Raw genomic sequence first — 17,861 nt, 5'->3', positions numbered from 1 at the left:
ATAGACAAATTGCAGGCAACAAAAAAGCAGCCCGTAGGCTGCTTTTTTCTGCATCGGGAAGCTGGACTTAAGCCAGTTTTTCCTTGATGCGAGCTGCTTTACCGGACAGGTCACGCAGGTAGTACAGCTTGGCTTTACGTACGTCACCGCGACGTTTAACGGCCATGCTGTCGATTTGCGGGCTGTAGGTCTGGAAAGTACGCTCTACGCCAACACCGTTGGAGATTTTACGAACAGTGAAAGCACTGTTCACACCACGGTTACGCTTGGCAATTACCACGCCTTCGAACGCTTGCAGACGCGAACGGTCGCCTTCCTTCACTTTCACCTGAACGACAATGGTGTCGCCCGGGGCAAAGGTAGGGATCTCTTTGGTCATCTGCTCTGCTTCGAGTGCAAGGATGATTTTGTTAGTCATGCTGTGCTCCTAAGGTAAGTCGTCGGACCTACCATCGATACGTTGTTAACTATCGTCCCGCCCGAGGATGTATTCCTCGAGCAGCTTCTTCTCTTCTCCAGAAAGCGAGCGGCTTTCCAGAAGATCGGCGCGTCGTTCATAGGTCCGCCCGAGGGACTGCTGTAAACGCCAACGCCGGATGTGTGCGTGATTGCCACTTAGCAATACGTCGGGAACACGCTGATCCGCATACACCTCCGGTCGGGTGTAGTGCGGGCAATCCAGCAAACCATCCGTGAAGGAATCTTCCTCCGCGGAGTCCGCATGCCCTAAAGCTCCAGGCAGCAGTCGTGTAACCGCATCTATCAGGACCATCGCCGGCAGCTCGCCGCCAGACAGGACATAGTCCCCAATCGACCACTCTTCATCGACATGAGCTTCAATAAACCGCTCGTCAATGCCTTCATAGCGACCGGCAATCAGGATTAATGCTTCCAGATTCGCCAACTCGCGTACCGCCGACTGATTCAGCTGACGGCCTTGAGGGGACAGGTAAATTACCTTCGCCTTCTCCCCGGCGGCTGCCTTGGCCTGAACCAACGCATCTTCCAGGGGCTTGATCTTCATCACCATGCCCGGGCCACCGCCAAATGGGCGGTCGTCCACAGTGTGATGTCGATCCGTCGTGTAGTCTCGCGGGTTCCAACAGGTGAGCTGCAAGAGCCCCTGTTTCACCGCCCGACTGGTGATGCCGTACTCGCTGATGGCGGAAAACATCTCGGGAAACAAACTGATCACTTCAACGCGCAGGTTAGCCACGTTAGAAGTCCGCGTCCCATTCCACCTTCATCTCGCCCGCTGCGAGGTCGACGGCCAACACGCATTGCTCTGTATAGGGCAACAGGCGTTCACGATCATCCAGGCTGCCAGCGCAAGGCTTGACCACCATTACATCATTGGCGCCGGTTTCCAGAAGATGATCGATTTTCCCGAGCAATTGCCCGAGTTGATCAATAACCTTCAGACCTTCCAGCTGGTACCAGTAGTACTCGCCGTCGGTCAATTCAGGGAACAGGTTGCGCGGCACGCAGATCTCATAACCGGCCAGAAGACGAGCTTCTTCACGATCATCAAGACCCTTGAGCTTTGCGACCAGGAACTTGTCGTTCCCGCGTCCACTGACCAGCTCTACCTGTTTCACACTACCTTCGCGCTTGAGCGTCCAGGTCTTGTACTGCAACAGGTTTTCAGTCGGATCAGTAAAGGAATACACCTTCACTTCGCCGCGAACGCCATGAACAGAATAAATCTTGCCGATAACGATCAAATCATCAGCAACCGCTGGCGTCGCGTTCATATTGCTCAGGCCGCAGCCTTAGATGCATCCTTCAACAACTGAGCAACGCGCTCAGAAGGTTGTGCACCAACGCTCAGCCAGTAGGCTACGCGCTCTTGGTTCACGGACAGACGGACTTCTTGACCACGAGCGATCGGGTTGAAGAAGCCTACTTGTTCCTTGTGAGAGCCGTCACGTGGGTTGCGGCTGTCAGTTACGGTCAAGTGGTAAAACGGGCGCTTTTTGGAGCCGCCAAGGGCAAGACGGATTGTTAGCATGTGAACATCGTTCCTGTAGTCGGTGCTGCAAATCTAAATGCACAGCGGGCATAGGTGCCCGAAAGGCCGCATATTCTAAGGAATATCCGGACTTTTGCAAATGTCTTTTTCTGGCGCCTATCAGCGTGCCATTCAGATCTGCTATAGAGCCGTCGGTTAAAACGGCAAGTCAGCTCCCGCCAATGGCGGGTTTGCTGGAGATCCCACATCCCTGTGGGTCGGAGCAGAAGCGAACTTCTGCTCGAATTCTTTACATTTTCGGCATGCCGCCGCCGGGCAACATACCGCCCATGCCGCGCATCATCTTGGCCATTCCGCCTTTTGCGGAGAATTTCTTCATCATCTTCTGCATCTGCTTGTGTTGCTTGATCAAGCGACCGATGTCCTGCACCTGGGTGCCGGAACCCATGGCGATCCGACGTTTGCGCGAACCGCTGATCAGCTCAGGGTCGCGGCGCTCGGCCGGGGTCATGGAATTGATGATGGCTTCCATCTGCTTGAATTGCTTCTCTGCCGCGCCCTGGGCATTGCCCATTTGCGCCAGGTTCACGCCGCCGATGTTCGGCAGCTTGTCCATCAGGCCGCCGAGGCCGCCCATGTTCTTCATCTGTTGCAGCTGGTCGCGGAAGTCTTCGAGGTCGAAGCCTTTGCCCTTCTTCAGCTTTTTAGCCAGCTTGTCGGCTTTGTCCTTGTCGAGGGTCGCTTCCGCTTGCTCGATCAGGCTGAGCACATCGCCCATGCCGAGGATACGCGAGGCGATCCGCTCAGGGTGGAACGGCTCGAGCGCTTCGCTCTTCTCGCCCATACCGATGAACTTGATCGGCTTGCCGGTAATCGCACGCACCGACAAGGCGGCACCGCCACGGGCGTCGCCGTCGACTTTGGTCAGGATCACACCGGTCAGCGGCAGCGCATCACCAAAGGCCTTGGCGGTGTTGGCCGCATCCTGGCCGGTCATGGCGTCGACCACGAACAGGGTCTCTACCGGGTTGATCGCGGCATGCAGCGCCTTGATCTCGCCCATCATCTCTTCATCGATGTGCAGGCGACCGGCGGTATCGACGATGACCACGTCGATGAATTTCAGCTTGGCTTCTTTAATAGCCGCCTGGGCAATATCGACCGGCTTCTGGCTCAGGTCGGACGGGAAGAAGGTCACACCCACTTCGCCCGCAAGCATTTCCAGCTGTTTGATCGCGGCCGGACGGTAAACGTCCGCAGACACCACCATCACCGACTTCTTCTTGCGCTCTTTAAGGAAGCGCGCCAGTTTGCCGGCCGTGGTGGTTTTACCCGCACCTTGCAGGCCGGCCATCAGCACAACGGCTGGCGGCACGGCACTGAGGTTCAAATCTTCGTTGGCCGCGCCCATCAGGCTTTCGAGTTCAGCCTGGACGATCTTCACAAACGCCTGGCCCGGGGTCAGGCTGCGGGACACTTCGGTGCCGACCGCGCGCTCTTTGACCGAGTTGACGAAGTCCTTCACCACCGGCAAGGCGACGTCGGCTTCCAGCAACGCCATGCGTACTTCACGCAGGGTGTCTTTAATATTGTCCTCGGTCAGCTTGGCCTTGCCGGTGACATGGCGCAGCGTCTGCGAGAGACGGTCAGTCAGATTTTCAAACATGCGCGATCCTTTCAGGCCCTATTCATCGAAATGCATTGTTAGACCGAGGTAATGGCGGCCCAGGCTGTAGTAAATCGCTATTAAAAACAGCGCTCGGCGAGCCTGCGGCGTGGGCAGGTCGCGGATTATAGCGAAGACTGCCGCCATGCACACCCGCTGTCTGGCCTGAGAGTCTTTCGTGTTACGCAGGTGTATGCCAAACTCAGCGCCTTTCGGGCCTGCTTAACAGGATTTATGCTCCCTTTGTCACCCAGTTTGCTACCCAGCCTCGCCGCCGCCATCTTGTATGCCGCTGCGACCCTCTATCAGGGCACTCGTCTGGCCCAAGGCGCCAAGGCCGACAAACGCCTGTTGGTAGGCCTTGGCGTGATCGCCCTGCTGGCCCACGCAGCCAGCCTGTTCACGCATTTGATGACGCCGGTCGGCCTGGGCCTGGATTTTTTCAGCGCCGCCAGTCTGATTGCCGCCGCAGTGATCGCACTGACACTGATGGCCTGCTACCGGATCCCGGTGGAGAACCTGCTGGTGCTGCTGTTCCCGCTCGGGATGCTGACGGTGCTGCTGGCGCAATTCACGCCGACCGGTACCGTGCAGGTCATTGATGAAGAGCCGGGCATCCTCGCCCACATCCTGCTGTCTATCCTCGCCTACGGCATGTTCACCATTGCGGTGTTCCAGGCCCTGCTGCTGCTGTTGCAAGACCACCAGCTCAAGCACAAGCACCCGTCCGGGCTGATCAAGAACTTCCCGCCGCTGCAAACCATGGAAAGCCTGCTGTTCGGCTTCCTCTGGGCCGGCTGGACGCTGCTGTCGCTGTCGCTGATCTCCGGCTGGCTGTTCGTCGAGAACCTGTTCGCCCAGCACCTGGTGCACAAGACCCTGCTGGCGTGCCTGGCCTGGGTGGTGTTCAGCGTGCTGCTGTGGGGCCGCAACCGCCTCGGCTGGCGCGGGCACAAGGCGATCCGCTGGACCCTGGCCGGTTTCTGCCTGCTGATGCTGGCCTATTTCGGCAGCAAGCTGGTTCGCGAATACATCCTGCATATCTGACGGGCAGCCGACATGGACAACTTGCCCTTAGGGCCGATGCTTGCCGTAGTAGCCTTGCTGGTTTTATGGTCGGCGCTGTTTACCGCCATCGAAGCCGCCCAGCAACATTTGCTGGCCCTGCGCCCTGGCACCCGCCAGGGGGACAAAGCCGCCGCCCGCCTGAATTTCCCGCGCAACAGCCTGATCCTCTGCAACACCCTGTGCCGCGCCGTGGTGGTGATTCTCTGCACCCTGCTGGCGATCTACGCCTGGGCGGAAAACGGCCCGTGGCTCGGCTGGGTGATCTCCAGCGCGGTCCTGCTGGTGCTGGCCGACTACCTGCCGCGCGCCCTGGCCACTCGCCACCCGCAAACCATCCTCGGCTTTGGCAACACCCTGCTGAGCGTGCCGCTGAAAATCCTTTCCCCGCTGGCCTGGCTGCTCAACGGAATCAGCCTGTTGCTGCTGCGCCCGTTCACCCGCAAGCCGGGTGTGGTCAAGAAAAGCGACGAGCCTCAGCCGGATCAGGACGACGAGCCGGAAGCCGAAATCCCCAACACCCGCGCACCGGGCATGCCAGGCATCCATGCCTTGGACAACATCACCGTGAATGACATCCTGGTGCCCCGCAGCGAAGTGGACGGCATCAACCTGGATGACTCGGTAGAGGAAATCATCGAGCAACTGCGGGTTTCCACGCGTACCCGGCTGCCGGTGTTCCACAGCGACATCAACCAGGTCGAAGCGGTGCTCAACACCCGGCAGATCCGCCACCTGCTGCCGGACGCCAGCCTGACCAAGGAAGCGCTGCTGGAGGCCTGTCACGAGCCCTACTTCGTCCCGGAAAGCACACCGCTGCAACTGCAATTGCTGAACTTCCACAAGCAACAGCGCCGCCTGGGCATGGTGGTGGATGAATACGGCGAAGTGCTGGGCATTGTGACCCTGGAAGACATTCTTGAAGAAATCGTCGGTGAGTTCGAAAACGAGCAGCATCTCGACAACCCGCACATCCAGCCCCAACTGGATGGCCGCTACGTGATCGACGGCGCCGCCTCGATTCGCGACCTGAACAAAACCCTCGGCTGGCACCTGCCCAGCGACGGCCCCAAGACCCTCAACGGCCTGGTGACCGAAGCGCTGGAGACCATCCCGGATTGCGCCGTGTGCCTGAAAATCGGCCGCTATCGCCTGGAAATCCTCGAGACCGAGGACAACCGCGTCGCCAAGGTGCTGATCTGGCACACCAGCACAGTGCCGGTCGCCGCTTAAGCCCCTTGTTGGATCCACAAACCCCTTCCTATAATCGGGCGGCTTACCCAAGCCCCGCCCGACCGCGTGCTACCCGCACTGAGCGCGTCCAGGCATCGTTTTACCGTGTCTGACCGGTGTTTGCTCCCATCCCGAGCCGCCCCGCGCACAACCCTGATCCATGGGTGTTCGACCAATAATAATCCGCGTCCAAACGCGCAATGACCGTCAGGGATAACTCAATGAGCACCACCTATAACGAGACGGCGACCGCCGCCCCGACCAACTCGACGGCCCGGGTCGCCACCGCGAGCATCATCGGCACCGCCATCGAGTTCTACGACTTCTATATCTACGCAACTGCCGCCGCGCTGGTGATCGGCCCGGTGTTCTTCCCGCAAACCTCCGGCACGGCGCAGATGCTCGCCTCGTTCCTGACCTTCGGTATCGCGTTTATCGCGCGGCCGATGGGTTCGGCGCTGTTCGGCCACTTTGGTGACCGGATTGGCCGTAAATCGACGTTGGTGGCGTCCCTGCTGCTGATGGGCGTGTGCACCACGCTGATTGGCTTGCTGCCCGGTTATGACAGCATCGGTGCCTGGGCACCGATCCTGCTCTGCGTGCTGCGCTTTGGCCAAGGCCTCGGGCTTGGCGGCGAATGGGGCGGCGCGGCGTTGCTGGCCACCGAGAACGCACCGAAGGGCAAACGCGCCTGGTTCGGCATGTTCCCGCAACTGGGGCCATCAATCGGATTTCTGGCAGCCAACGGACTGTTCCTGATCCTGGCCATGAACCTGAGCGACGAGCAGTTCCGCAGCTGGGGTTGGCGCATTCCGTTCATCCTCAGCGCAGCGCTGGTGATGGTGGGCCTGTATGCGCGGCTCAAACTGCACGAAACGCCGGTGTTCGCGAACGCCGTAGCCAAGGAAGCTCCGGTAAAAGTGCCGCTGGTGGAACTGTTCAGCCAGCATTGGCTGCCGGTACTGCTGGGCGCGGCGTCGATGGTGGTGTGTTATGCGCTGTTCTATATCACCACGGCGTTTTCCCTGAGCTACGGCGTGTCCACGCTGGGCTATAGCCGTGAAACCTTCCTCGGGCTGCTGTGCTTCGCCGTGCTGTTCATGGGCGCGGCGACGCCGCTGGCCGCGTGGGCAAGCGACCGTTACGGGCGTAAGCCGGTGCTGATTGTAGGGGCGATTCTGACCATCCTCTCCGGCTTCACCATGGAACCGTTGCTGACCCACGGTTCAACCTGGGCAGTGGCATTGTTCCTGGCGCTGGAGCTGTTCCTGATGGGCGTGACGTTCGCCCCGATGGGCGCGATGTTGCCGGAACTGTTTCCGACCCGCGTGCGTTATACCGGTGCTTCGGCGGCGTATAACCTGGGTGGGATCGTAGGCGCGTCGGCGGCACCGTTCTTCGCGACCAAGCTGGTGGCGATGGGTGGTTTGAGTTATGTCGGCGGGTATGTGTCGGCGGCAGCGGTGATCAGCTTGATTGCTGTGCTGTGCCTGAAAGAGACGCGCAATAACGATTTGAACAAGGTCGCCTGATAATGATCATTCCCACGCTCTGCGTGGGAATGCATCCGGTGACGCTCTGCGTCACGCCCTTAAGAGCGGACGCGGAGCGTCCAGCGCGGCATTCCCACGCGGAGCGTGGGAACGATCAGCGGGGGGGTTACAGCTCTACAACAACCGCTTTCGAAGCACGGGTCGCTTTAGCCCGGGCAGCCTCAATCGACTCATCCCGCGCCAACGCCACGCCCATACGACGCTGACCGTTCACTTCCGGCTTGCCGAACAGACGCAGCGCGGTATCCGGCTCGCTCAACGCAGCCCCCAGGTTGGCAAACGCCGTCTGGGTCGACTTGCCTTCCACCAGAATCACCGCCGAAGCCGAAGGCCCGAACTGACGGATCAACGGGATCGGCAGGCCGAGAATTGCCCGCGCATGCAGGGCGAACTGCGAAAGATCCTGGGAAATCAGGGTTACCAGACCAGTGTCATGGGGCCGCGGCGATACTTCGCTGAACCACACCTGATCGCCCTTGATGAACAGCTCGACACCAAACAGGCCACGACCACCCAGGGCCTCGGTCACTGCCTTGGCAACGCGCTCGGACTCTGCCAGCGCAATCGGGCTCATGGCCTGTGGCTGCCAGGATTCCTGGTAGTCGCCCTTCTCCTGGCGGTGACCGACAGGCGCGCAGAAGGTGGTGCCGCCGATGTGGCGCACGGTCAGCAGGGTGATTTCGTAGTCGAAGTCGATAAAGCCTTCGATGATCACCCGGCCCTTGCCGGCACGCCCGCCTTCCTGGGCGTAATCCCAGGCTTTCTGCACGTCATCGGCACTGCGCAACAGGCTCTGGCCCTTGCCCGACGAACTCATCACCGGTTTTACCACGCACGGGAAGCCCAGGTCGGTGACGGCCTTGCTGTAGTCCTCGAAGGTGTCAGCGAAGTGGTACGGCGAGGTCGGCAGGTCCAGCTCTTCAGCGGCCAGGCGACGGATGCCCTCGCGGTTCATGGTCAGCAAGGTCGCGCGGGCGGTCGGGATCACGTTGAAGCCTTCGGCTTCCAGCTCAACCAGGGTCGCGGTGGCGATCGCTTCGATTTCCGGCACGATGAAGTGCGGCTTTTCGGCTTCGATCACGGCACGCAGGGCGGCGCCATCGAGCATGTTGATCACATGGCTACGGTGGGCAACCTGCATGGCCGGTGCGTTGGCGTAGCGATCCACGGCAATCACTTCAACGCCCAGGCGTTGCAGTTCGATTACCACTTCCTTGCCCAGCTCACCGCAGCCACACAGCATTACGCGGGTCGCGGTTGGCGACAATGGAGTTCCGATTCGGGTCATCTCAGGTCCTCAGGGGAGCGGATCATGTGGAGAAAGGCCGGCATTTTACATGAACTGTAAGGATTGGCTTCAGTTGGCGACGCGCTGCCGGCGCAAACGCCAGGCCATGGCCAGCCACACCACGGTAACGCCGGCGAATTTCGAGACCAGTGCAGTGCCGGCCACGGCAGGCGTGAGTGCGCCGATCAGGCCGAAAAAGATAAAGGTGTCGAGGGGAATACTCAGCGCCGAACTTATCCACAGGCGATCGTGGAGTGGGCGCTTGGTGATGCTGAACACCAGCCAGTCAATGCATTCGGACACCGCGAACGCCGTGGCGCTGGCCAGGGCGATGGACGGATCGGAGGTGATATAGGACAGCACCAGCGCCGCCAGCATGGCAATGATCGCGCCATGGCCGAAGCGAGTTTGCACCATGTCCCGCAGGACAAATACCAAGCCGCCCCAGGCAGACCAGATGACATCCAGGTGCGGGGCTGTGGAAAAGGCGAAGTTGATCAGCACGACGCTGCTGATGTAGGCAATCAGGAAGAACATGGGGCGAGGGACCTGTGAACAAGGGGCACAGGGTACTTCACAACCCATCAATGTGGCGAGGGAGCTTGCTCCCGCTGGGGCGCTTGCTCCCGCTGGGGCGCGAAGCGGCCCTGAAATGGGCGATAGCGGTGTATCTGAAGTAATCCTGTCGTCTGATTTGGGGCTGCTTCGCAGCCCAGCGGGAGCAAGCTCCCTCGCCACAGTTGTGTGCAGCCTTCTAGCGATCAGGCGCCGGACTTCCCCGGAATCATCCACACCAGCCCGCTCGCCTTCGCCCGCTCATGGCACAACCCCAGCACCAACCGGCGCTCGGCGTTGTCCATGCGACTCCAGCGGGTAATCTCTTCCACCGTGCGCTGGCATCCCGTGCAGATATCATCGTCATCCAGCGCGCAAATGCTCACGCAAGGCGACGCTACCGGCCGTTCAGATACGGTCATTCTTCCTGCTCAACCAGGTCACGGGCATAACGCTGAGCGTTATGCACATAGTGCGCAGCGCTGGCTTCAAGCATCTTCTTCTGCACGTCGGTCAGTTCCCGTACCACTTTGCCCGGCGAGCCCATCACCAGCGAACCATCGGGAATTTCCTTGCCCTCACCGATCAGCGAATTAGCGCCGATGATGCAGTGCTTGCCGATCTTCGCCCCGTTAAGAATCACCGCATTGATGCCAATCAGGCTGTAATCGTCGACGGTGCAGCCATGCAACATGGCGTTATGGCCGATGGTCACGCCGGTGCCGAGGGTCAGCGGGTAACCCATGTCGGTGTGCATCACGCTGCCGTCCTGCACGTTGCTGTTCTTGCCGATCAGGATCAGCTCGTTGTCGCCGCGCAACACCGCGTTGAACCAGACGTTGGCGCCCTCCTCCAGCTTGACCTTGCCCACCAGCGTGGCATTGGGGGCCACCCAGCTGTTGGGATGGGTTTCGACGCGGGCGTCGCCCAGGCGGTATTTCATAGGTGGATCCTCACGGCAGGAACGATGGCCATCTGGCTCTTAGGTATTGATGAAGCTTTTCGGCGGTCGATGCAGGCTGATGTCGGCATCGTCATAGAGCAGATTGATCAGCTCGACAATCATGATCGCCGTCAGGCCCCAGATCTTGTATTCGCCAAACCGATAACTGGGCACATACCAACTGCGGCCCTGGTAATCGATACGGTGAGTGTGTTCGCGGGGATCCTGGCGAAAAAACTCCAGGGGCACGCTGAACACAGCGGCGATCTCGGCGTCATTGGCCAGGTATTCAACGTAATCGGGGATAACGCCTACATAAGGCGTGACACGGATACCGTGCAGGGAAATCAGCGGGCTCAGCGGACCAATCACTTCAACCAACCCCGGCGGCAGGCCGATTTCTTCTTCGGCCTCGCGCAGCGCGGTGAATATCAGGTCGGGATCTTCAGGGTCGCGGCGCCCGCCAGGGAACGCCACTTCACCGCCATGGGTGGATAACCCGCTGGCGCGCAAGGTCAGGATCAGCTCGGGTTCGTCACTGCGGGTGATCGGCACCAGTACCGCCGCTTCCGGGAACCGACCGTCGGTCTCCAGCGTGCGTGGCGTATGATTGCTTACCCGGCGAAGTAGCTCGTCCAGCATGAGTCATCTCGGTCTGTTGGCTACCTTGCATCATGCACCAAACCGTGCGCACGCCCAACCCCAAAACCCTCGCCATGTCGCTAAACGACAACTTGCAGCCCATACCCGGTCACGCCAAGATAGGCGCACTCTCCAGGAACCCCAGCATGAACTTCTGCAGCCAGTGCGGTAAACCGGTCACCCAGCGCATTCCCGAAGGCGACGCACGCCTGCGTTATGTCTGCGATCACTGTCAGACCATTCACTATCAGAACCCTAATATCGTCGCCGGCACGCTGCCGGTGTGGGGCGAGCAGGTGCTGCTGTGCCGCCGCGCCATCGAGCCGCGCCTGGGTTTCTGGACCTTGCCTGCAGGGTTTATGGAGAACGGCGAGACCGTCGAACAGGCCGCCATGCGCGAAACCCTGGAAGAAGCCTGCGCCCGGGTGCGCAACCTGAGCATCTATACCTTGATCGACGTGCCGCACATCAGCCAGGTGCACATTTTCTACCGCGCCGAACTGATCGACCTGGATTTTGCCGCAGGCCCCGAAAGCCTTGAAGTGCGCTTATTCGATGAAGCCGACATCCCTTGGTCCGAGCTGGCTTTCCGCACGGTCGGGCGTACCTTAGAATGCTTTTTTGCTGACCGCCGGCAACAGTCGTATCCGGTGCGCAGCGAGTCCGTGCCGCCGCTGACCCAGTTGGCCAAATAACAATCCAGGCGGCACGTAGTCTTTTCAGGGGATACCGTTTTAATGCGTTGGTTGCTTGCTCTGATCTGCCTGTCGTTTGCCACGCTGTCGCCAGCCTCCACCCAAGTGATCCTGGGGGGCAAGCCCGTCGAAAAAGTCCTGGTGCTCAAGTCCGCCCATCAGTTGCAACTGATCAACGACGGCAAGCCCCTCAAGACCTATCGCATCTCCCTGGGTAAAAACCCCAAGGGCACCAAGCTGATGGAAGGCGACCGCCGAACCCCGGAAGGTTTCTACTGGATCGACTGGCGCAAGACCAGCGACCGCTTCAACCTGGCCATGCATATCTCCTACCCCAACATCAGCGACTCCGCCCGCGCCCGCCGCGAAGGGGTCAAGCCCGGCAGCATGATCATGATCCACGGCACCCCCGACGCCGAGGACTACCCCGAAGAGCTGTTCCACACCCTGGACTGGACCGACGGCTGCATCGGCATGCGCAATGTCGACATGCGCGAAGTCTGGAACCTGGTGAAAGACGGCACGATGATCGAGATTCGTCCGTAATTTCCTGCCGCTCGTAAAATAATTCGAAAAAAAATCCCGCCCCACGCGGCGCTTGCCGGTGAATACCAGTTCACCCCGGCAAGCTGCGCGCTTCTGCCCGACACAAAGACCTCTCTAATACCACTTGAACTGGCGCACTATTAAGGCGCCCGTAAACGCTCGCCTGCACCGTTTTCGCTGCATTGACATGGTATTTAAGTGGTATTAGCTTGCGATCACTACCGGGCGACAACACTCCAATAACCGCATCGGAAACCGACACGATGAACCCCATCCTGGCCCTGCGCCCCGACGATAAACAATCGACGCCGCTGTACCTGCAACTGGCCCGTAACCTTGAAGCCGCGATTCATGCTGGCCAATGGAAATCCGAGCAGGCATTGCCGTCGGAACGTGCCCTCAGCGAGCAATTGAGCATTTCCCGGGTGACCGCCCGTAAAGCGCTGGAAGTACTCTTCGAACAAGGCCTGATCCGTCGCAGCCAAGGCTCCGGAACCTTCATCACCCCACGCCTGGAACAGCCGCTGTCGCGCCTCTCGGGCTTCAGCGAAATGCTCCGGCTCAAGGGCTTTGTACCGACGTCCCAGTGGCTGGAGCGCGACATCACCCCGCCGACCCATGAAGAGCTGATCCGCCTGGGCCTGTCGCCGAGCGACAAGGTCGCGCGCCTCAAGCGTTTGCGTAAGGCCGACGACACGGTGATGGCGATTGAAATGACCGCCATGCCCGCCTCCGTCCTCCCCCACCCGCAGGCCATCGGCAACTCGCTGTACGAATACCTGGAAAGCATCGGCAAGCCTATCGTGCGCGCCCTGCAACACATCCAGGCGATCAACGCCTCGGACGAGTTTGCAGCCCTGGTGGGCATCGCCCCCGGCACCGCCATGCTGCTGATGACCCGGGTGGGCTACACCGCCGACAACACCCCGATTGAAATCACCGACACCTATTGCCGCAACGACTACTACGACTTCGTCGCAGAACTGCGCCGCCACGACTATTCCGCTGAACTGCGAATTTAGAGAACTGCCCATGTCCGAAGACAACATTCTTACGCCCAACGGCTGGATTCGCGGCCGCCTGGTGCACCAGCACGGCAAGGTCACTGCTGTTGAAGGCAGCCCGTGTGACCCGGCTGACAACGACCTGCCGTATTTGCTGCCAGGTTTTATCGACCTGCATGTGCACGGCGGTGGCGGCAAAGACATCATGGAAGGCACCGACGCCTTCCACACCATCACTCGCACCCACGTGCGGTTTGGCACCACCTCGCTGCTGGCCACCACCATGACCGCACCGGTGGACGAAATCACCCGTGTGCTCGGCGAGATCGGCACCTATTGCGAAACCCGCCCAACCGGCACCGCCCGTGTGCTCGGCGTGCACCTGGAAGGCCCCTACATCAATCCGGGAAAACTCGGCGCACAACCGAACTTCGCCCACACCGCCTTGATGGCCGAAGTCGAAGAATACCTGCGCCTGGCGCCAATCCGGGTGATCACCATTGCCCCGGAAATCGCCGGCCATGACGGCCTGATCCGCGCCCTCAGCGAACGCGGCGTGCGCATGCAGATCGGCCACACCCTGGGCAGCTACGAAGAAGGCGTCGCCGCCCTCGCCGCCGGCGCCACCAGCTTTACCCATTTGTACAACGCCATGAGCCCGCTGCATCACCGCGAGCCCGGCATCGTCGGCGCAGCCCTGGCCCACGCCAAATACGCCGAGCTGATTCCCGACCTGCTGCACGTGCACCCCGGCGCCATGCGCGTGGCCCTGCGTTCGATCCCGTGCCTGTACTGCGTCACCGATTCCACCGCCGCCGCCGGCATGCCCGACGGTGAATACAAGCTGGGCAGCCACACCGTGACCAAGTGTCTGGGCGGCGTACGCCTGGCCGATGGAACGCTGGCCGGCAGCACCCTGACCATGGACCAGGCGCTGCGCAACCTGGTGAAGATCGGCCTGCCCATCAGTGAAGCCTCACAACGCCTGTCGCAATTTCCTGCGGACTACCTGGGCCTCGAAGAACGCGGTCGCCTGCAACCCGGCAGCTTCGCCGACTGCGTGCGCCTGAACCGCTCCCTGCACCTCACCGACGTAATGGTCGAAGGAGAAACCATTGACTTCAAAAATGCTTGAAGAGGCCCTGGCCTCCTGCGAGGCCGTCGAGGCTCAACTGCAACGCCTGGACCCATTGCTGGAGGAAGTCGCCGGCCGCCTGCGTCGCCAGCCGCCGCAAGTGGCAATGACCATTGCTCGCGGCAGCTCGGACCATGCCGCCAGTTACTTCGCCTACCTGACCATGCAACACCTGGGGATTCCGGTGGCGTCGTTGCCGATGTCGGTGGTGACCATGCTGCAATCGCCGCTCAAGGTCAGCGGGCAAGTGGCGTTCGGTTTCTCCCAGTCGGGGCAAAGCCCGGACCTGGTCAACAGCCTGCGCCTGCTGCGCAAGCGCGGCGCCTTGAGCATCTCGATGGTCAACGCCGAAGACTCACCGCTGGAAGCCGCCTGCGAATTCCACGTGCCGCTGTGCGCCGGCCCGGAACGCAGCGTCGCGGCCACCAAAAGCTTTATCGCCACCCTGAGCGCCAGCGCCCAATTGATCGGCCACTGGAATCAGGAAGACGAGTTACTTCAAGCCTGTAAGGCATTGCCCGAAGGCTTGCGTGAAGCCGCCAAGCAAGACTGGAGCGTGGCCATCGAAGCCCTGCGCGGCTGCCAGCAACTGATGGTGATCGGCCGTGGCGCCGGTTTTGCCATTGCCCAGGAAGCCGCGCTCAAACTCAAGGAAACCTCGGCGATCCAGGCCGAAGCGTTCAGCAGTGCCGAAGTACGCCATGGCCCGATGGCCCTGATCGATGACAACTACCCGCTGCTGGTTTTCGCGCCCCGTGGTGCCGAACAAGCCGGCCTGCTGAGTCTCGCCGCCGACATGCGCCAGCGTGGTGCCCGCGTGTTGCTGGCCGCTCCCGATGACATCGCCGAACGCGACCTGACCCTGAGCCGCGCCGAACACCCGGCCCTGGACCCGATCCTGGCGATCCAGAGTTTCTACGTGATGGCTGCCGGTTTGGCAGAGGCCCGGGGCATGGACCCGGACCAACCGCGTCACTTGAGCAAAGTGACCCGCACCCACTGAGTTGATTGCAGCGATTTCCTGATGAGTACCGTGCCCATGTCCCACAATAATAAAGACCTTACCCTCAGCGCTCCCCTCAGTGGGCCGGTGCTGACCCTGGGCAACGTTCCCGACGAAGTGTTCGCCAGTGGCGCCATGGGCGACGGCATTGCCATCGACCCGCTCAACGATTGCCTGCATGCGCCGTGCGACGGCGTGATCATCCACGTCGCCCGCACCGGGCATGCGCTGACCATTCGCGCCGATAACGGCGCTGAATTGCTGATGCACGTGGGCATCGACACGGTGGAATTGAACGGCGAGGGGTTTGCGCTGCTGGTCAAGCAAGGGGCGCGGGTCAGCAAGGGCCAGGCGCTGGTGCAGTTTGACCTGGACCTGATTGCGCGCCAGTGCAAAAGCCTGGTCAGCTTGATCATCCTGACCAATAGCGAGTTGTTTGAGCTACGGCCGATCACCTTGAAAACAGTGAAGGTCGGCGAGCCGCTGCTGCATGTGGTTGCGCGGTTGGCCGGTGCGGCGAAAGTGATTGATGAGTCTGTCGCCGAAGCCAGCGCGACCATTCGCATCACCCATCGTGGCGGCCTGCACGCGCGCCCCGCCGCCTTGATCCGCAAGACTGCACAGGCATTCAGCAGCCAGTCGCAGCTGCACTTCGCCGGCAAGTCGGCTTCGTGCGACAGCTTGATCGGCTTGATGGGGCTGGGGATTGGTGAGCAGGACGAGGTGCAGGTCACTTGTCGCGGCAAGGATTGTGAAGCGGCGCTGCAAGCACTGATTGCCGCGTTGTCGGTGGCCGTCAGCGAAGAACATCACGCCCCGGTGGCCGCCGCCCCGCGACGCGCAAATACCGAGGCCGGGGTGCTGCAAGGCGTCTGCGCCGCGCCGGGTTTGGTATGCGGCCCCTTGTTCCGCCTGAACGGAATCGAGCTGCCGGCGGACCCGGGCAACAACGTTCCGGATGAACAATTGCAGCACCTGGACAGCGCCCTGGAACAGGTGCGCAGCGAAATCCGCCACACCCTGGACCAGGCGCGCCAGCGCAAGGATGTGGAAGAAGAAGAGATCTTCGCCGCCCACCTGGCCCTGCTGGAAGACCCTACGTTGCTGGAGGCCGCCACCGCCGCCATCGAACAGGGCAGCGCCGCCACTCACGCCTGGCGCGATGCGATCCAGGCCCAATGTGCGGTGCTGCTGGCACTGGGTAAACCGTTGTTCGCCGAGCGCGCCAACGACCTGCGGGACTTGCAACAACGCGTGCTGCGGGCGCTGTTGGGCGAGGCCTGGCACTTCGAATTGCCGGCAGGCGCGATCGTCTCGGCCCATGAATTGACCCCGTCGGACCTGCTGCAACTGAGCAAGCAAAACGCCGCCGGCATCTGCATGGCCGAAGGCGGTGCGACTTCTCATGTGGCGATTCTGGCACGGGGCAAAGGCCTGCCGTGTGTGGTTGCTTTGGGCGAGCAAGTGCTGGAAGTGCCACAGGGCCAGCGCGTGGTGCTGGATGCCGCCAACGGTCGCCTGGAACTGACGCCGGATGATGCACGCCACGCCCAGGTTCATCAGTTGCGCGATGCACAGAAACTGCGGCGCCAACAGCAGCACGCGGAGGCTCAAGGCTCCGCCAGCACTCAGGATGGCGTGCGCATTGAAGTGGCCGCGAATGTCGCCTCCAGCGCCGAAGCCCAGTTGGCCTTCGAGAATGGCGCCGATGGCGTCGGCCTGCTGCGCACAGAATTTCTGTTCGTCGACCGCCGCACTGCGCCCGACGAGCAAGAGCAGCGCCAGGCCTACCAAGCCGTGCTGGATGCCATGGGCGACAAATCCGTAATCATCCGCACCATCGACGTCGGCGGCGACAAGCAACTCGACTACCTGCCGCTGCCGTTCGAGACCAACCCGGTGCTGGGCTTGCGCGGCATTCGCATGGCGCAAGTGCGTCCGGAAGTGCTGGATCAGCAACTGCGTGCGCTGCTGCAAGTCTCGCCACTGGAACGCTGCCGGATCCTGCTGCCGATGGTCAGCGAAGTCGACGAACTGCTGCACATCCGCCAGCGCCTCGATGAACTGTGCGCCGAGCTGGAACTGACCCAACGCCCGGAGCTGGGCGTGATGATCGAAGTCCCCGCCGCCGCGCTGATGGCTGAGCAACTGGCCGAGCATGCGGACTTTTTGTCCATCGGCACCAATGACCTGTCCCAGTACACCCTGGCCATGGACCGCGACCACGCCGGCCTCGCCGCCCGAGTCGACGCGATGCACCCGGCGCTGCTGCGGCTGATCGCCCAAACCTGCATCGGCGCCGCCAGGCATGGCCGATGGGTGGGTGTGTGCGGGGCGCTGGCGTCCGACCCGCTGGCCACGCCGGTGCTGATCGGCCTGGGCATCAGCGAGCTGTCTGTCAGCCCGCCGCAAATCGGAGAAATCAAGGACCGTGTCCGTCACCTGGACGCCGCCCAATGCCGGCAACTGAGCCAAAGCCTGCTTAACCTGAGCAGCGCCAAAGCCGTTCGCCAAGCCTGTCAACACCACTGGCCGCTGAGCTGAAAACAACAAGAATAGGG

Annotated in this window: 19 protein-coding genes; 9 read left to right on the top strand and 10 right to left on the bottom strand. The window is 61.3% G+C overall.

Going from position 1 to position 17,861, the window contains the following annotated elements:
* Positions 1–67 precede the first annotated feature (67 nt).
* The 5 genes from rplS to ffh form a co-directional block, all read right to left on the bottom strand.
* Positions 68–418, bottom strand: a complete 351-nt coding sequence (gene rplS / locus ACUN0G_RS04730) for a 50S ribosomal protein L19 (RefSeq protein WP_003175895.1) — start codon at positions 416–418, stop codon at positions 68–70.
* Positions 419–463: 45 nt separating this feature from the next.
* Complete coding sequence (gene trmD / locus ACUN0G_RS04725) at positions 464–1,174, bottom strand: tRNA (guanosine(37)-N1)-methyltransferase TrmD (RefSeq protein WP_231988895.1); 711 nt, start codon at positions 1,172–1,174, stop codon at positions 464–466.
* Between the two features lie 43 nt (positions 1,175–1,217).
* Positions 1,218–1,754 (bottom strand): ribosome maturation factor RimM, encoded by a 537-nt coding sequence (rimM, locus tag ACUN0G_RS04720; RefSeq protein WP_010565276.1) that lies wholly within the window; start codon positions 1,752–1,754, stop codon positions 1,218–1,220.
* A 5-nt stretch (positions 1,755–1,759) separates the two neighbouring features.
* Positions 1,760–2,011: a 30S ribosomal protein S16 gene (rpsP, locus tag ACUN0G_RS04715; protein WP_003209587.1), complete on the bottom strand. Its 252-nt coding sequence runs from the start codon at positions 2,009–2,011 to the stop codon at positions 1,760–1,762.
* 250 nt (positions 2,012–2,261) lie between these two features.
* Positions 2,262–3,638 (bottom strand): signal recognition particle protein, encoded by a 1,377-nt coding sequence (gene ffh, locus ACUN0G_RS04710; protein WP_003209589.1) that lies wholly within the window; start codon positions 3,636–3,638, stop codon positions 2,262–2,264.
* Positions 3,639–3,872: 234 nt separating this feature from the next.
* Between ffh and ACUN0G_RS04705 the strand changes: the two genes are divergently transcribed.
* The 3 genes from ACUN0G_RS04705 to ACUN0G_RS04695 all read left to right on the top strand — a co-directional run bounded on the left by ACUN0G_RS04705 (position 3,873) and on the right by ACUN0G_RS04695 (position 7,468).
* Complete coding sequence (locus ACUN0G_RS04705; RefSeq protein ID WP_076017511.1) at positions 3,873–4,685, top strand: cytochrome C assembly family protein; 813 nt, start codon at positions 3,873–3,875, stop codon at positions 4,683–4,685.
* Between the two features lie 12 nt (positions 4,686–4,697).
* A complete protein-coding gene (locus ACUN0G_RS04700) occupies positions 4,698–5,936 on the top strand; it encodes a transporter associated domain-containing protein (RefSeq protein ID WP_258343925.1) in 1,239 nt (412 codons plus the stop codon).
* A 221-nt stretch (positions 5,937–6,157) separates the two neighbouring features.
* Positions 6,158–7,468 carry an MFS transporter gene (locus ACUN0G_RS04695; RefSeq protein ID WP_445572800.1) on the top strand — a complete coding sequence of 437 codons (1,311 nt, stop codon included), beginning with the start codon at positions 6,158–6,160 and terminating at the stop codon, positions 7,466–7,468.
* Between the two features lie 127 nt (positions 7,469–7,595).
* Here the strand turns inward: ACUN0G_RS04695 and purT are convergent, their stop codons facing one another.
* The 5 genes from purT to ACUN0G_RS04670 all read right to left on the bottom strand — a co-directional run bounded on the left by purT (position 7,596) and on the right by ACUN0G_RS04670 (position 10,917).
* Positions 7,596–8,777 (bottom strand): formate-dependent phosphoribosylglycinamide formyltransferase, encoded by a 1,182-nt coding sequence (purT, locus tag ACUN0G_RS04690; RefSeq protein WP_026078133.1) that lies wholly within the window; start codon positions 8,775–8,777, stop codon positions 7,596–7,598.
* A 69-nt stretch (positions 8,778–8,846) separates the two neighbouring features.
* On the bottom strand, positions 8,847–9,314 hold the full coding sequence (locus tag ACUN0G_RS04685) for a hypothetical protein (RefSeq protein ID WP_003209599.1): 468 nt from the start codon (positions 9,312–9,314) through the stop codon (positions 8,847–8,849).
* Between the two features lie 224 nt (positions 9,315–9,538).
* Entirely contained in the window at positions 9,539–9,754 is a 216-nt protein-coding gene (locus ACUN0G_RS04680) for a DUF1289 domain-containing protein (RefSeq protein WP_445572799.1), read from the bottom strand.
* Positions 9,751–10,275: a gamma carbonic anhydrase family protein gene (locus tag ACUN0G_RS04675; RefSeq protein ID WP_008438249.1), complete on the bottom strand. Its 525-nt coding sequence runs from the start codon at positions 10,273–10,275 to the stop codon at positions 9,751–9,753. The genes ACUN0G_RS04680 and ACUN0G_RS04675 overlap by 4 nt, the downstream gene beginning before the upstream one ends.
* Positions 10,276–10,314: 39 nt before the next feature.
* Complete coding sequence (locus ACUN0G_RS04670) at positions 10,315–10,917, bottom strand: CoA pyrophosphatase (RefSeq protein ID WP_076017515.1); 603 nt, start codon at positions 10,915–10,917, stop codon at positions 10,315–10,317.
* Between the two features lie 146 nt (positions 10,918–11,063).
* Here ACUN0G_RS04670 and ACUN0G_RS04665 point away from each other — a divergent pair, with 146 nt between their 5' ends.
* The 6 genes from ACUN0G_RS04665 to ptsP all read left to right on the top strand — a co-directional run bounded on the left by ACUN0G_RS04665 (position 11,064) and on the right by ptsP (position 17,844).
* Positions 11,064–11,612, top strand: a complete 549-nt coding sequence (locus tag ACUN0G_RS04665; RefSeq protein ID WP_258343921.1) for an NUDIX hydrolase — start codon at positions 11,064–11,066, stop codon at positions 11,610–11,612.
* 42 nt (positions 11,613–11,654) lie between these two features.
* Complete coding sequence (locus ACUN0G_RS04660) at positions 11,655–12,158, top strand: L,D-transpeptidase family protein (protein WP_421551877.1); 504 nt, start codon at positions 11,655–11,657, stop codon at positions 12,156–12,158.
* Between the two features lie 263 nt (positions 12,159–12,421).
* Positions 12,422–13,180 (top strand): GntR family transcriptional regulator, encoded by a 759-nt coding sequence (locus ACUN0G_RS04655; protein ID WP_003209609.1) that lies wholly within the window; start codon positions 12,422–12,424, stop codon positions 13,178–13,180.
* Between the two features lie 10 nt (positions 13,181–13,190).
* Positions 13,191–14,297: an N-acetylglucosamine-6-phosphate deacetylase gene (gene nagA, locus ACUN0G_RS04650; protein ID WP_445572798.1), complete on the top strand. Its 1,107-nt coding sequence runs from the start codon at positions 13,191–13,193 to the stop codon at positions 14,295–14,297.
* Positions 14,278–15,300 carry an SIS domain-containing protein gene (locus ACUN0G_RS04645; protein ID WP_093201296.1) on the top strand — a complete coding sequence of 341 codons (1,023 nt, stop codon included), beginning with the start codon at positions 14,278–14,280 and terminating at the stop codon, positions 15,298–15,300. Before nagA ends, ACUN0G_RS04645 begins: the two co-directional genes overlap by 20 nt.
* Before the next feature lie 36 nt (positions 15,301–15,336).
* Complete coding sequence (gene ptsP / locus ACUN0G_RS04640; RefSeq protein ID WP_445572797.1) at positions 15,337–17,844, top strand: phosphoenolpyruvate--protein phosphotransferase; 2,508 nt, start codon at positions 15,337–15,339, stop codon at positions 17,842–17,844.
* The last annotated feature ends 17 nt before the right edge of the window (positions 17,845–17,861 follow it).

It is taken from the genome of Pseudomonas sp. 32A (assembly GCF_052682255.1).
The sequence above is the reverse complement of the archived record's forward strand: the minus strand, read 5'-3'. Positions and strand labels throughout refer to the sequence as shown.

Excerpts from the sequence above, each read along its gene's own strand:
- rplS (WP_003175895.1), bottom strand. The coding sequence starts at position 418 with ATGACTAACAAAATCATCCTTGCACTCGAAGCAGAGCAGATGACCAAA.
- trmD (WP_231988895.1), bottom strand. The coding sequence starts at position 1,174 with ATGTTTTCCGCCATCAGCGAGTACGGCATCACCAGTCGGGCGGTGAAA.
- rimM (WP_010565276.1), bottom strand. The coding sequence starts at position 1,754 with ATGAACGCGACGCCAGCGGTTGCTGATGATTTGATCGTTATCGGCAAG.
- rpsP (WP_003209587.1), bottom strand. The coding sequence starts at position 2,011 with ATGCTAACAATCCGTCTTGCCCTTGGCGGCTCCAAAAAGCGCCCGTTT.
- ffh (WP_003209589.1), bottom strand. The coding sequence starts at position 3,638 with ATGTTTGAAAATCTGACTGACCGTCTCTCGCAGACGCTGCGCCATGTC.
- ACUN0G_RS04705 (WP_076017511.1), top strand. The coding sequence starts at position 3,873 with ATGCTCCCTTTGTCACCCAGTTTGCTACCCAGCCTCGCCGCCGCCATC.
- ACUN0G_RS04700 (WP_258343925.1), top strand. The coding sequence starts at position 4,698 with ATGGACAACTTGCCCTTAGGGCCGATGCTTGCCGTAGTAGCCTTGCTG.
- ACUN0G_RS04695 (WP_445572800.1), top strand. The coding sequence starts at position 6,158 with ATGAGCACCACCTATAACGAGACGGCGACCGCCGCCCCGACCAACTCG.
- purT (WP_026078133.1), bottom strand. The coding sequence starts at position 8,777 with ATGACCCGAATCGGAACTCCATTGTCGCCAACCGCGACCCGCGTAATG.
- ACUN0G_RS04685 (WP_003209599.1), bottom strand. The coding sequence starts at position 9,314 with ATGTTCTTCCTGATTGCCTACATCAGCAGCGTCGTGCTGATCAACTTC.
- ACUN0G_RS04680 (WP_445572799.1), bottom strand. The coding sequence starts at position 9,754 with ATGACCGTATCTGAACGGCCGGTAGCGTCGCCTTGCGTGAGCATTTGC.
- ACUN0G_RS04675 (WP_008438249.1), bottom strand. The coding sequence starts at position 10,275 with ATGAAATACCGCCTGGGCGACGCCCGCGTCGAAACCCATCCCAACAGC.
- ACUN0G_RS04670 (WP_076017515.1), bottom strand. The coding sequence starts at position 10,917 with ATGCTGGACGAGCTACTTCGCCGGGTAAGCAATCATACGCCACGCACG.
- ACUN0G_RS04665 (WP_258343921.1), top strand. The coding sequence starts at position 11,064 with ATGAACTTCTGCAGCCAGTGCGGTAAACCGGTCACCCAGCGCATTCCC.
- ACUN0G_RS04660 (WP_421551877.1), top strand. The coding sequence starts at position 11,655 with ATGCGTTGGTTGCTTGCTCTGATCTGCCTGTCGTTTGCCACGCTGTCG.
- ACUN0G_RS04655 (WP_003209609.1), top strand. The coding sequence starts at position 12,422 with ATGAACCCCATCCTGGCCCTGCGCCCCGACGATAAACAATCGACGCCG.
- nagA (WP_445572798.1), top strand. The coding sequence starts at position 13,191 with ATGTCCGAAGACAACATTCTTACGCCCAACGGCTGGATTCGCGGCCGC.
- ptsP (WP_445572797.1), top strand. The coding sequence starts at position 15,337 with ATGTCCCACAATAATAAAGACCTTACCCTCAGCGCTCCCCTCAGTGGG.